Raw genomic sequence first — 15,084 nt, 5'->3', positions numbered from 1 at the left:
GACCAACTTTACTTTAAATATTTATTTTTACAACACAAAAACAATTTAACATATGACACTTTCTTCAAATATCATTTGGAATCCTTCAGAAGGAATCGACTTAGGATTTTTTATGATTCGTTACTACAGTTTAATGTTCGTAATCGCTTTTGGATTAGGCTGGTTCATAATGAAAAAGATTTTCGAACGCGAAAATGAATCACTAGATAAATTAGACTCTTTATTTGTCTGGACTGTTTTAGCCACTTTGATAGGCGCACGTCTGGGACATGTTTTGTTTTATGACTGGGAATATTTCAGAAATCATTTACTTGAAATCTTCTTACCATTTAGATTTGAACCAAAGTTTGAATTTACCGGTTTTCAAGGCTTAGCAAGCCATGGTGCAGCAATCGCTATTATAATCGCGATGTACTATTACAGTAAAAAAATCTTAAAACGTTCTTTATTATGGATTTTAGACCGTGTTGTAATTCCTGTAGCCAGTGGTGCTATTTTTGTTCGTCTTGGTAATTTTTTCAATTCTGAAATTATCGGAAAAGAAACTGATTCTGCATTCGGAATTCGTTTTTTACATGATCAATTTAGCAAATCTGAAGCTGTAAACGCAACACAAATTGCAGATCCAAAAGCAGCTTACACGGCAATTGCAACAGATCCTAAATTTGCTGAATTATTAGCTCAGGTTCCTGCAAAACATCCAACACAACTTTACGAAGGTATCGCATATATATTTGTTTTTGCTACTTTATATTTCCTGTACTGGAAAACAAACGCAAGACTTAAATCAGGATTATTATTCGGATTGTTTTTGGTTCTTTTATTTGTAGTTCGTTTTATCGTAGAATTTGTAAAAGAAAGCCAGGGAGGAATCGAAGAAGAATTAGGAATTTTCTCTACAGGACAATGGTTAAGCATTCCTTTTATTATAATCGGCCTGTTCTTTATCATTAGAGCGCAAAGAAATCCTTTAGCAGCATCTTAAAAATTTCATTCAAAATAAAAAAGCCTAAAATCTTAGATTTTGGGCTTTTTTATTTTATAAACCATAGGAAATACCTATTTCAACATTCCTTGTATTATAGCCCGCATTTTCACCATTTAACCCTGCATTTGACACATGCCGGATACTCGGTCGCATATCAAACCTAAACTTATTTACGTTAGCTAAAACTCCAAAAGCCAAAACATCTGCAAAAGCAAACCCTTCAGACATTCTTTCGGTTTGAGTATCTGTAATCATAGGCCCTATACTTGCTAAAGTATAAATTGAGAATATTTTACCTATTGGCTTTCTTATTAAAAATCCGAGATTTAAAACATATTCATGAACATTCTTCAACTTTGTATATTCTTCTCTTTTTTCGATATAATCAGGCGTTTCAGGCTTTACAAAATAAAAATTAAGCAATTGATGTGTGGCAAAATTAATTTCGGGCTGCGCCAGAATTTCATACTGAAAGTGTTTCGTTTCTTTAATTCGATAATACAGTTGAGCTTTATAAAAGTGATTGGTAAAGGTGTAATTTCTATTATTGAACTCACTTCCAAAACCGTAATTAAAACCTATCGCAATTTTATCCTTTTTATCTTGTCCGGAAACAACAAACGCAACACACAAAAACAATACAACCAACAGTATTTTTTTACCCATAGACAACTCTTTATAAGTTTAAATATAGCACAAAAAAAAGATCCAACTTTCGTTGGATCTTTTTTTTTATATCAACTTGCAATTATGCTTGTTTGTGTTTTTCTTCAATTGTGTGTTTCTCATCACTTGAAATTGTATCAACCAATACTGGTGTTGCAATAAATAATGAAGAGTAAGTTCCCACAACAATACCTACTAACATCGCGAAGATAAATCCTCTGATAGATTCTCCACCAAAGATAAACATCGTTAACAATACAATGATCATCATCAATGAAGTATTCAACGTTCTTGATAATGTAGTATTAATAGAAGCGTTTACGATATCTTCAAAACTACCTTTACGGTTTCCGATGATAAACTCTCTCACCCTGTCAAATACAATTACAGTATCATTCATAGAATAACCAATAACGGTAAGAATTGCAGCGATAAAGTGCTGATCCATTTCCATGTGGAAAGGCATGAATTTATAACATAAAGAGTAGATACCTAATACAAAGATAACGTCATGCGCTACAGCTGCGATCGCTCCTAATGAATATTGCCATTTACGGAAAGAAACCATTAAGTATAAAAAGATTGCTGCCATTGCACCAAGAACTGCCCAGTATGAGTTAGTTTTGATATCCTCAGAGATAGAAGCTCCAACTTTAGAAGCTTGTAATACACCGATTTTTTTACCATCAAATGAGTTGATGAATTTATCGTAAGAAGTCTTTGGGTAATACTTTTGCAATGCATTGTATAACTTTTGATTCACTTCTTCGTCGATAGCAACACCATCTTCTTTAATCTTATATTTTGTAGTGATTTTTAACTGATCATCATCACCTAAAATTTTAGCCTCAACAGGAGTTCCAAAAGCTGCAGATAACTCATCTGACACTGTTGTAGCATCAATAGGTTTTTCAAATTTCACCTGGAATGTTCTACCTCCAACAAAATCAACACCCTCATCTAATCCATTAACAAAGAAGATAGAAACTAAACTTACTACAACTACAATAGAAGAGAAGATATAAGTGAATTTTTTGATTTTAATAAAGTCAAAGTGAAAATTAGTAAACCAGTTTTTAGTAATGTTTGTAGAGAAAGTTAAATCACCTTTTCCAGCAATATTTCTGTCGATGAAAATTCTAGCGATAAAAATTGATGTAAACATTGAAGTTACAATACCAATAAGTAAAGTTAAAGCAAAACCTTTAATTGGTCCTGTTCCAAAAATAAACAAGATAGCTCCAGTTAAAACGTGTGTTACGTTCGCATCAATAATAGAACGCATTGCTCCGTGCCATCCGTAAGAAGCAGCAACTGCCTCAGACAATGATTTACCTTCACGCAATTCTTCTTTTGCTCTTTCGTATATAATAATATTCGCATCTACCGCTGTACCTAATGTAAGTACGATACCCGCAATACCTGGCAATGTAAGTACAAAACCAAAACTTGCCATAATTCCGAATAAGAAAAGTAAGTTCAATAATAAGGCAAGGTTAGCATACCAACCTGCTTTACCATAATAGAATACCATCCATAAACAAACCAATAAGAATCCTAACACAGATGAAATTGTACCTGCATCAATTGCAGCCTGACCTAAAGATGGCCCTACAACAGTTGACTGAACAATATCAGCAGAAGCCGGTAATTTACCTGCATTTAATACGTTAGCTAAATCTTTAGTTTCAGCAACATCAAAAGATCCAGTAATTTCAGATCTACCTCCGGCAATTGGTCCACTGGTAACACCAGGAGCAGAATATACGATGTTATCTAAAACAATAGCGATATACCCTTTTTGAGAGAAAGCTCTACCTGTTAATTCTTCCCAAACTTTAGCACCCTGACTGTTCATTTGCATAGAAACAGCTGGTTTTCCTAATTGGTCAAAAGTATCTTTTGCATCAGTAACAACTCCACCGCTCATTGCAGGAACGTTATCTCTGTTTCCTTTTAAAGCATATAATTCAACAACTTCAATATCTTTAGCCGTTTTTACATCTTTTGCTTGTGGATCTTTTATAGTAGTTGGTTTACTCCATACAAATTTTGCATTGTGTTGGTCAGCTCCTAATAAAACTCTGATATCTGCTCTTTTGAAATAGCTGTTTACAACAGCAGTATCTTTTGGTGCGAAGTAACCTAAAACTGGTCCACCACCCTGACCTATAATTTTGTCAAATAATGGGTTGTTTCCTTTTTTAGCAGCAACTGAATCTTTAGTATCAGTCAATAAAGCATTTAATGAATCTTTAGCAACAGTTTTAGTTTCTGTTTTTTTGATTTCAGTCTTTTTTAAAGCCTCATTTGCAGAAACCAAGAAGTTTCCGATTTCTTCAATTTTATAAGTTTCCCAAAACTCTAACTGAGCTTTTCCACCTAATAATTTTTTAATTCTATCAACATCCTTAGCACCTGGAAGCTCCACTAAGATTCTTCCTGTTTCTCCTAATTTTTGGATGTTTGGTTGTGTAACACCAAATTTGTCGATACGCTCTCTTAATACTTTGTAAGCACTTTCAACAGACTCATCAACTTTTCTTTTAATTACTTTTTGAACTTGCGAATCAGACATTTGAAAATCGATTCCACCTTCTCCTTGTAAACTTCTGTTTGCAAAAATATCAGGTGAAGCTAATCTCACTGTTCCGTTTGAATTGGCTTCAAAAGCTTCAAAAAACTTATTTAAATAGGTTTTGTTTCCTTCTAAATTTGCAGATGCATCAGCTAATGATTTATTAAATACCGGATTTTTAGAATTGTTAGCTAAACCTTTCAAAACATCTTTAATAGAAATTTGAAGAATCACGTTGATTCCTCCTTCTAAGTCAAGACCTTTATTAAGTTGTTTGTTTTTTACTTCATTATAAGTAAAATCCGAAAAACCAAGGTTCAACACTTTTTCTTTACCAATAGAATCTAAATATTTTAATTCTTTGTCAGGATTATCCCCTGCAAAGGCTTTAGCTTCACTTTTGACATTATTTGCCACAAAAGTGAAAGAAAGTTGGTAAATACTTACCAATGCAAATAGAATTGCGAAAAATTTAATAAGTCCTTTATTCTGCATTATTACTAAAAATTAATTATGTTTTATTGTTTGTTTTTGGTTTTAAATTCCCTAAAAATAAGCCCTGACATGAGTTCTTAAAACTAAAAAATCGAGATCACGAATTACAACATTTTTTTTAAACCGAGCAAATATATAATTCTCGAAATGATTAACCAATTTATTTATTAATTAATCTTAAAAAAAAGACTGCAAAAGTGCAGTCTTCTCCTTTTTTTTCGAAAATCGTTATACTAAAATCGATTTTAAAGCGTCATTCATTCCACGAACTGCATCTGCGCTTTTAGCAAATAAAGCTTTCTCCTGCTCGTTTAATTTGATGTCTAAAATTTCTTCTACCCCGTTTTTACCTATTATACAAGGCACTCCTATACATATATCATTTTGACCATATTCGCCTTCAACAAAAACAGAACATGCAATCATTTTTTTCTGATCGTTTAAAATACTATCTACAAGAAAAGCAACAGAAGCTCCCGGCGCATACCAGGCTGATGTCCCTAAAAGACCTGTAAGTGTAGCTCCTCCTACCATTGTATCAGCAGCAACTTTTTGTAATACTTCTTCTGAAAGAAATTCTGTTACCGGAATTCCGTTATAAGAAGCCAAACGCGTTAAAGGAATCATCGTAGTATCACCATGACCTCCAATAACCATTGCCGAGATATCATTTGCAGGTTTATCAAGAGCCAAAGAAAGATATGTTCTGAAACGAGAGCTATCTAACGCTCCACCCATACCAATAATTCTGTTTTTTGGTAATCCTGTCGCTTTTAAAGCTAAATAAGTCATAGTATCCATTGGATTAGAAACTACAACAATTATAGTATTTGGAGAAAATTTCAATACATTTTCAGCAACTGTTTTTACAATTCCTGCGTTTATACCAATCAATTCTTCACGAGTCATTCCTGGTTTTCTTGGAATTCCTGATGTAATCACTACTACATCACTTCCGGCAGTTTTAGAATAATCATTGGTTACTCCAGATACTTTGGTATTAAAACCTGTATTTGTTGCACATTGCATAATATCCAACGCTTTCCCTTCGGCAAAACCTTCTTTAATATCCAACAACACTACTTCGCTTGCAATTCCTCTATAAGAAATAACATCTGCACATGTAGCTCCAACATTTCCTGCTCCTACAATGGTAACTTTCATATTTTATACTTTATCGGTTATTAATTAATTTGTGTATTTAATAAATCGACAATTCGTTTAATGGTCTAAGTAAATTTAAACAATTAAACGAATTGATGATTAAAATTTATTATGCATCGATATTAGCGTAAACGGCATTTTTCTCGATAAATTCTCTACGTGGCGGAACTTCATCTCCCATTAACATTGAGAAAACTCTATCGGCTTCAGCCAAGCTATCAATAGTTACCTGACGTAAAGTTCTAAAACTCGGATCCATTGTAGTTTCCCATAATTGCTCCGCGTTCATCTCCCCAAGACCTTTATAACGTTGAATAGCAGCACTGCCCCCCATTCTTTCGTTTGCCTGATCGCGCTGAACGTCGTTCCATGCATATTCTTTTTTGTTTCCTTTTTTAACTAAGTATAAAGGTGGTGCTGCGATATAAACGTGACCTTCTTCGATCAGTTCTTTCATGAAACGGAAGAAGAACGTTAATATTAAGGTAGAAATGTGACTACCATCGACATCGGCATCACACATGATGATTACTTTATGATATCTTAGTTTTTCAAGATTTAAGGCTTTACTATCTTCTGCAGTACCAACGGTAACTCCCAAAGCGGTAAAGATGTTACGAATCTCTTCGTTTTCGAATACTTTATGATGCATCGCTTTCTCAACATTCAAAATCTTACCACGTAATGGCAAAATCGCCTGAAAGTTACGGTCACGGCCTTGCTTGGCCGTTCCACCCGCCGAGTCTCCCTCGACAAGGTAAACCTCACATCTTGCAGGATCCTGCTCAGAACAATCTGAAAGTTTTCCCGGTAATCCACCGCCACCCATAACGGTTTTACGCTGTACCATTTCACGTGCTTTTTTAGCAGCGTGACGGGCTTGTGCAGCCAAAATTACTTTTTGGATAATGATTCGGGCATCATTTGGATTTTCTTCCAGATAATTCTCTAACATTTCTCCAACTGCCTGAGAAACCGGAGAAACCACTTCTCTGTTGCCTAGTTTTGTTTTGGTTTGTCCTTCGAATTGTGGTTCAGCAACTTTTACCGAAATAATAGCTGTTAATCCTTCACGGAAGTCATCTCCTGCAATTTCGAATTTCAGTTTATCGAGCATTCCCGATGCATCTGCGTATTTCTTAAGGGTTCTTGTTAAACCACTTCTAAAACCTTGTAAATGCGTTCCTCCTTCGTGCGTATTGATATTATTTACGTATGAGAAAATATTCTCTGTATAACTTGTGTTGTAAATCAAGGCAACCTCAACTGGAATTTCACCTTTTTCGTGATCCATGCTGATAACGTGAGAAATAATTGGTTCACGGTTACCATCTAAATAACGGATGTATTCTTTAAGACCTTCATCTGAATGAAAAACTTCAACTTTAAATTCGCCTTTTTCATCTACTTCTCTTTTGTCTGTAAAGGTGATTGTAATTCCTTTATTCAGGAAAGAAAGCTCACGCATACGAGCTGACAGAGTATCATAAGAGAATTCTATAGTTTGGGTAAAAATGGTATCATCGGGGTAAAAAGTCTGACGTGTACCTCTTTTATCTGTTTCTCCAATTTGTTTAACAGGGTATATTGCTTTACCTCTTTCGTATTCCTGCTCGTAGATTTTACCTTCTCTAAAAACAGTGGATTTCATATGAACTGAAAGTGCATTTACAACTGAAACCCCAACACCGTGTAAACCTCCGGAAACTTTATAAGAATCCTTATCGAATTTACCTCCGGCTCCAATCTTGGTCATTACTACTTCAAGTGCCGAAACACCTTCTTTTTTATGTAAATCAACTGGAATACCACGACCGTTATCTTCAACTGTTACTGAACCGTCTTCGTTGATTGCAACACCAATGGTATCACAATGTCCTCCCATCGCCTCATCAATAGAGTTATCAACAACCTCATAAACCAAATGATGTAGCCCTCGAACTCCCACATCTCCAATATACATCGATGGACGCATTCTTACGTGCTCCATTCCTTCTAATGCCTGAATACTATCTGCTGAATAATTGTTCTTCTTGATTTCTTCGCTCATATAATTTATTCTAAAAAATGTAATTATTGTCTAACACGCAAATATATAAAAACGCAAATTATATATCCGTTAAAATACCATTTAAAGCACTTAAGTTATTAACATATTATCAAAAAAAGTCTAATAAAACAACCACAATCAATTTTAAAATGGATTTTTTTAAAATTCTCAATAGTAATAGAAAATTTCAACCCCGAAGCACCGGGATGAATTCTGAATTTCAATACTTAAAACACTTTAAAAACAAAATCCGAAACGACAATTTAATGTCATTTCGGATTTTGGAATTTGGAAATTTCAACATTGAAATTTTCCTTTTTTTTATTATTTCTTATTAAAATCTCCTGCGTAAACTGAAGTCATTTTATCCAGACTTAAATACTTTCTTAAGGCTGTATTTACCTCTTCGACTTTTAACGCTTTTATTTTAGTTTCTAATGTATCATAATCTTCTAACGGAATTCCGTATTGCAAATAAGTGTTTACAAGATTCATTAAAGTATCATCACTACCCAATCTTGTTTTTCTTTCATTCTGCCAACTCACCAGGTTTGCTTTTAGCTCATCAGCTGTAAAACCATCTTTCAATGCTTTTGCAATTTCCTCTTTTGTAGCGGTTTGAACAGCATTCTTTTTAGTCGGATTTAAAAAAGCATAATACGACCATGAAGCAACATCACTTGTAACAGGCACATCAATAAATGAACCTGCTCCGTAACTTATCCCTTCTTTTTCTCTTAATCTCATCGGAATTCTTGCACTTAAAAATCCTCCGCTTCCTAATATTTCATTAGCCATTACAAATGCAGGGTAATCTGTACTGCTTCTTGTCATTTTAAAACCAATTCTACCAAGCGCTACCGCATTTTCTTTATCTGGAGTTATAAAATCCTTATCTGATACTTTTGTTTCAAAATAAGTAGGTTTAGCTAATTCATATTTTGATTTTGAATTCCATTTTCCAAAAGTATTTTCTAAAATCTCAACTGTAGATTTTCCTTCTAAATCTCCTACCACACTTCCAACTCCATTATTTCCTCCCAGAATGTTTTTATAAAAATCTACAATTTCAGTTTGCTTGATTTTTTTAAATGCATCTATTTGTTCCTGAAGCGTTGGTGTATAAAAAATACTTCCTTTAGGGTAATTTGTCGTTTGTCTTGAAAGTTCCGTAAAAGCAACTGATTGGGGATCATTAAGATTTGCCTCTAAATAAGTGTTGTATTCACTGATTGTCTTTGTCAACTCATTTTCCGGAAAAGTTGAATTTGTCAGTAAATCGTTTAAAATTTCCATTACTTCTTTAAAATTCTCTTTGTAAGTACTAATATTTACTGATAAAGTTTGTCTTGTAAAATTAAAATAAATACTTGATTTTAATTGATCTAAGCGATCGCTGATTTGTTCTTTAGTTCTTGTTTTCGTTCCTGTTTTTAACAACTGAGCCAAAATTCCTCCAGTATCTGATTTTCCAGTTAAATCCTTTTCGTTACTTACAGGAAACTGAAAACTAGCCTGAACCTTCCCGCCTTTTATTTCTTTTTTGATCAAGCCATATTTTGCACCATTGCTCAGTTTACCTTCTACAAAATTTTGTTTTAAGTTTTTGATAGAAGCTTCAAAAGCAGCCGCTTCTTTCTCTAAAGCTTTTCCTTTGTAATCTTTGGTTAAAGCCAGTAATTGCTCATCTGTATATTCTGCGGGTTTTACTCTTTGCTCATCTTTAGAGGGAATAAAAACCCCTACGGTTCTATTATTGCTTCTAAAATACTTTTCGGCCACTCTTTGTATATCTTCTTTTGTCAGGTTTTCCACAGCATCTCTATACAAAAATCCCAATCTGTAATCTCCCGCTCCAATAATCTCAGTAAGATTTATGGCAAACGAAATGGTATTGTTTTTTATACCTTCAATTTGTTTGATAATTTTTGCCTTAGCCCTGCTTACATCTTCATCTGTGTATTTGGTCGATCCTATTTTATCCAGTTCAGATCTTACAATGTCTTTAGTCGCTTTTACGTCTTTATCATTAGGAACTGCAACGCCAAAATACATAAAACTCGCATCTCGGGTTGTTGGCTGCCAAAAATAAATACTGGATACTTTTTGCGTTTCTACCAGCGTTTTATACAAATAACCTGATGGATCAGCGGTTAAAATCTCTCCTAAGGCATCAAGCGCTGCATAATCCTTGTCTACATAAGCAGCAGTATGATAGATAGCGCCAATATTTTTACTATCACCGGCCCTGTTTAGCTCCACATATTTTTCTCCATCCTGAGCCGGTTCGATCGTGTAGGTTTTATCCAGTTTTCTTTTCGGTTTTGGAATTGCTCCAAAATACTGTCCCACATATTGCAATGCTTTTTGTTCATCAAATTTTCCGGCAATTATTAAAGTTGAATTATCGGGCTGATAATATTTCTCATAAAAAACCCTAAGCGTATTTGCTTTCACGCGTTCGATATCTTCTTTACTTCCAATGGTACTTCTTCCGTAATTATGCCATACATAAGCAGCAGAAAGAATCCTTTCCTGCAAAACACCATCCGGATTATTTTCACCTATTTCGAATTCATTTCTTACTACAGAAAATTCCTTATCAAGATCAGTCTGCAAAATAGTCGCGTTGATCATTCGATCCGCTTCCATTTCAATACTCCATTTTAGATTCTCGTCACTTGATGGAAAAACTTCATAATAATTCGTTCTGTCTAGCCAGGTTGTACCGTTAGCATTTCCTCCTTTATCAGAAAGCATTTTTTTAATATCTCCTAAATTTTTAGTACTTTTAAAAAGCATATGTTCCAGCAAGTGGGCCATACCTTTTTCGCCATAACCTTCGTTTCTGGAACCTACGTTATAAACAATATTTACAACCATATTGCTTTGGGAAGCATCCGGAATCAAAAGAACTTTCAATCCGTTATTCAGCGAATATTCTTTTACACCTTCGACATTTTTAATGTATTTTGGAGCTTCTGTCTTTTTCTGTGCATAAACACAAGACAATGAAACAAGAGAACAGCATAAAACACTGCTTAGCAATAAGTTTCTCATAGATTATGGTTAAAGGATTAGTTTTTTTGGTAACCAAATATAGTTTTTTTCCTAAATACCATACATCAATATTAACTTACTTTTAGTAATTTACGGTAACCCGTAATGATAAAATTTACGCACAAAAAAATCCGAAATAAACACTTTAAATGCTCTTTCGGATTTTATATTATTTTAATCCAAATTAGAATTTGGAATTTATTTTTACTGGAATTTAAAACATTAAACTTCTACTCCGGATTTTACGCTTTCGAAATTTCCTTTTAAGTGAGCTGCATTAGCCCTTCCACTTGGATCCTGGTTTTCCTGCCATTTGGGAATCCATTTTCGAACGGTTTGCGCCGCGCTAACCTGTGGATAAAATTTATGGAAAATAGACCTGTAAAGATACGCTTCTTTGGTCGTTGGCGAATTATACGGAAATTCTGCACTTGCTCCTGCCAATTGCTCGTCTGAAATCTGTGTTGCGCAATACTCGATCAATTCATCGATCCAATTGTATCCTACTCCATCAGAAAATTGCTCTTTTTGTCTCCATAAAACTTCAGCTGGCAAATAAGGATTTTCAGCTGTATCGAATGCTTTTCTTAAAATGTATTTTTCGACACCATCGTATGTTTTGGGCTGTTTTTCTTCGGTTTTAATTCGAATAGCAACATCTAAAAAATCTTTGTCTAAAAACGGAATTCTGGCTTCTAATCCGTGCGCCATAGTTGTTTTATCGGCACGTAATAAATCGGCAGTAAATAACTTCTGGACTCTTTCGATCGTTTCATCCTGAAATTCTTCTGCAGATGGAGCATTTCTAAAATACAAATGACCTCCAAAAACCTCATCGGCACCTTCACCCGAAAGAATTACTTTAATTCCCTGATCGGCTATGGCTTTCGACAATAAATACATTGGAACCCCGGATCGTACTGAAATGATATCGTAAGTCTCGATATGATAAATTACTTTTTCTAAAATAGCAACACCTTCTTCTACCGTAAAATGTATTTCGTGATGTTCGGTCCCTAAAAATTCAGCAGCTTTTCTTGCCACAGCATTATCAGGCGAATCTGCATCAAGACCAATAGAAAACGAATGTAGCTTTTGCCCGCTATCTTTTAATATTCGCGATGCAATTGCTGATGTCAATGAAGAATCCAAACCTCCGGAAAGCAATACGCCAACCGGAACTTCGCTCATTAAACGTTTACGCGTAGCCTCGATTAATGATTGGCGAACCAAATCCAGGTCTAAAGATTTATTCGCATTCGAATGATCCTCATAGTCCGGATTATAATATTTTACAAAACCTGTTTTACCGGTATAATAATGTCCGGGAGGAAAAGTCGAAAATGACTTACACTGATCTGCAATTGATTTCATTTCTGAAGAGAAATAAATTCTTCCTCTTTCGTCCAGTCCATAATACAAAGGTTTAACACCTACAGCATCTCTTGCCGCAATGTAATTATCACCATCGATAATCACAAAAGCAAAATCGCCATCAAGCATATTACAAAATTTGTATCCAAATTCTTCGTACAAATGCACAATTACTTCAGAATCTGATTTTGTTCTAAAAGTATGCTCTTTTAAAACTGTATCTTTTAATTCCTGGTAGTTATAAATTTCTCCGTCATGCACCATCCAGGCTTTATTTGTTCCCTGAATAGGCTGCTTACCTGATTTAAGATCGATAATTGATAGACTTTCATGACAAATAATACTGCCATTTTCCATAATATGCAAATCACTTTCATCAGGACCACGATGCGACATTCTTGAAGAAAGCTCTTTTACGAGTTGCGGGTCTTTTCCTTTACCAATAACAGCCAATAATCCAGACATACTATTCTATTTTTTTATTTCTTTTAATTTTACTCACAACTAAAAGAGGTAAGCCTAATACAAAACCTTTTATAGTCCTCTAATTTTCAGCTAAACCAAATATTAAATTCCGCTTTTATATACTCATATCGCTACAACATAAGCGATTTAATATTATTTCGGCGAATGCCAAATATAAAAAAGAAACTTAAATAATTATTGAAAAATAATTTTAAGTAACTGAAATAATATAATTTAACATTATAAGACAAGAAAAACGCTCTCAGCATTGAGAACGTCTTTCGGAAATATAATATATACTAATTCTAAAAATTCCTGTTTTTATGCTTTCGCGTAAGCGTCATCATGTACACTTGCTACAGCTCTTCCTGATGGATCGTTCATGTTTTTGAAAGCTTCATCCCACTCCAAAGCAATTTTTGTACTACAAGCCACACTTGCTTCCTGCGGCACACATAATGCTGCTGCATCACTTGGGAAGTGTTCTGCAAAAATCGAACGGTAGTAATATTCTTCTTTAGAAGTTGGGGTTTGCAATGGGAATTTATATTTCGCATTTGCCAATTGCTCATCGGAAACTTCTTTGGCTACCACTTCTTTCAAAGTATCAATCCAGCTGTATCCTACTCCATCAGAAAATTGTTCTTTTTGTCTCCATGCTACACTTTCAGGAAGCATATCTTCAAAAGCTTTACGAACTACCCATTTTTCCATTGGGTGTTCTTTGTTGATCATTTTATCTTGTGGATTGATGCGCATGGCAACATCCATAAATTCTTTGTCTAAGAACGGTACACGACCTTCGATTCCCCAGGCTGCCAAACTTTTATTAGCACGTAAACAATCGTACATATGAAGTTTACCTAATTTACGAACGTTTTCCTCGTGAAATTCTCTTGCGTTTGGTGCTTTGTGGAAGTATAAATATCCTCCGAATAATTCATCTGCACCTTCACCAGAAAGAACCATTTTGATTCCCATTGATTTAATAACTCTCGCCATTAGCCACATAGGAGTTGATGCTCTAACTGTAGTTACATCATATGTTTCTAAGTTATAAATTACATCACGAACTGCATCTAAACCTTCCTGAATGGTGAATTTGATTTCGTGGTGAATTGTTCCGATATGTTTTGCCACAACCTGAGCTGCTGCTAAATCAGGAGAACCATCTAATCCTACTGAGAAAGAGTGCAATTGCGGGTACCAGGCATCGGTCGTATCATCTGACTCAATACGTTTTTGTGCAAATTTTTTGGCTACAGCCGAAGTAATAGACGAATCTAAACCTCCAGAAAGTAAAACTCCGTAAGGAACATCACTCATTAATTGTCTGTGAACTGCTGCTTCAAGTGCTTCTTTAATTGCAGTAATACTTGTTTCATTGTCTTTTACCGCATCATATTCTGTCCAGTCTCTTTTGTACCATTGTACAAATTCACCGTCTTTGCTTGTCATATAATGTCCCGGAGGGAATAATTGAATTTTTGTGCAATATCCTTCTAAAGCTTTCAATTCAGAAGCTACATAAAAAGTTCCGTGCTGATCCCAACCAATGTACAATGGAATAATTCCCATATGGTCACGAGCGATAAAGTACTCATCTTTCTCAACATCATAAATCGCAAATCCGAAGATTCCGTTCATTTCATCTACAAAGTGAGGTCCTTTTTCTTTGTAAAGCGCCAAGATAACTTCACAATCACTTTCTGTCTGAAAGTTATACTTTCCTTCAAATTGTTTACGCAATTCTCTGTGGTTGTAAATCTCACCATTTGCAGCCAAAACCAATTTTTTATCTTCTGTAAATAAAGGTTGTTTTCCTGAAGCTGGATCTACAATTGCCAAACGCTCGTGAGAAAGAATTGCTTTATCATTGCTATAAATTCCGCTCCAGTCCGGTCCACGGTGACGAATGATTTTAGACATTTCTAATACTTGAGGTCTTAATGTTTCGGCTTTTTGTTTTAGATCAAAGGCACATACGATTCCACACATAACTATATATTTTTTATTATAAATTTTATTTTGATAGGGCAAAGATGCATTAATGGTTACAATTGAAAAACATAAATATTCATTTCAGTTATAATTTAAAAGCGAAAAGTTGTTTTTACATATAAAATGTAAAATTTTAACCCAAAAAAAAGGCTCAAACTTGAAAATTTCAATTTAGAACTAAAACAAAGCACAAAACACAAGGTTTTAAAGAGATCTTTGAATTAAATTTTATGATATTTAAAA

Annotated in this window: 8 protein-coding genes; 1 reads left to right on the top strand and 7 read right to left on the bottom strand. The window is 34.5% G+C overall.

The window, feature by feature from the left end; all coding sequences use genetic code 11:
- Window positions 1-52 precede the first annotated feature (52 nt).
- Entirely contained in the window at window positions 53-985 is a 933-nt protein-coding gene (lgt, locus tag IRZ78_RS10495) for a prolipoprotein diacylglyceryl transferase (protein ID WP_194616485.1), read from the top strand.
- 54 nt (window positions 986-1,039) lie between these two features.
- Here the strand turns inward: lgt and IRZ78_RS10490 are convergent, their stop codons facing one another.
- The 7 genes from IRZ78_RS10490 to asnB (IRZ78_RS10460) all read right to left on the bottom strand — a co-directional run bounded on the left by IRZ78_RS10490 (window position 1,040) and on the right by asnB (IRZ78_RS10460) (window position 14,838).
- Window positions 1,040-1,654 carry an acyloxyacyl hydrolase gene (locus IRZ78_RS10490; protein ID WP_194616484.1) on the bottom strand — a complete coding sequence of 205 codons (615 nt, stop codon included), beginning with the start codon at window positions 1,652-1,654 and terminating at the stop codon, window positions 1,040-1,042.
- A gap of 82 nt (window positions 1,655-1,736) precedes the next feature.
- A complete protein-coding gene (secDF, locus tag IRZ78_RS10485) occupies window positions 1,737-4,727 on the bottom strand; it encodes a protein translocase subunit SecDF (RefSeq protein ID WP_194616483.1) in 2,991 nt (996 codons plus the stop codon).
- A 228-nt stretch (window positions 4,728-4,955) separates the two neighbouring features.
- The gene (mdh, locus tag IRZ78_RS10480) at window positions 4,956-5,891 is read right to left on the bottom strand and encodes a malate dehydrogenase (protein WP_194616482.1); all 936 of its coding nucleotides are present in this window, start codon (window positions 5,889-5,891) and stop codon (window positions 4,956-4,958) included.
- 109 nt (window positions 5,892-6,000) lie between these two features.
- Window positions 6,001-7,941, bottom strand: a complete 1,941-nt coding sequence (gene gyrB / locus IRZ78_RS10475) for a DNA topoisomerase (ATP-hydrolyzing) subunit B (protein ID WP_194616481.1) — start codon at window positions 7,939-7,941, stop codon at window positions 6,001-6,003.
- A gap of 324 nt (window positions 7,942-8,265) precedes the next feature.
- The gene (locus IRZ78_RS10470; RefSeq protein WP_194616480.1) at window positions 8,266-11,001 is read right to left on the bottom strand and encodes a pitrilysin family protein; all 2,736 of its coding nucleotides are present in this window, start codon (window positions 10,999-11,001) and stop codon (window positions 8,266-8,268) included.
- A gap of 222 nt (window positions 11,002-11,223) precedes the next feature.
- Window positions 11,224-12,840, bottom strand: coding sequence for an asparagine synthase B (gene asnB / locus IRZ78_RS10465; protein WP_194616479.1), 1,617 nt, complete (start codon window positions 12,838-12,840; stop codon window positions 11,224-11,226).
- 321 nt (window positions 12,841-13,161) lie between these two features.
- Window positions 13,162-14,838: an asparagine synthase B gene (asnB, locus tag IRZ78_RS10460; RefSeq protein WP_194616478.1), complete on the bottom strand. Its 1,677-nt coding sequence runs from the start codon at window positions 14,836-14,838 to the stop codon at window positions 13,162-13,164.
- Between the last annotated feature and the right edge of the window lie 246 nt (window positions 14,839-15,084).

Source organism: Flavobacterium sp. CSZ (assembly GCF_015350725.1).
Taxonomy (GTDB): domain Bacteria; phylum Bacteroidota; class Bacteroidia; order Flavobacteriales; family Flavobacteriaceae; genus Flavobacterium.
This window is presented reverse-complemented; position numbering and strand designations above follow the sequence as displayed.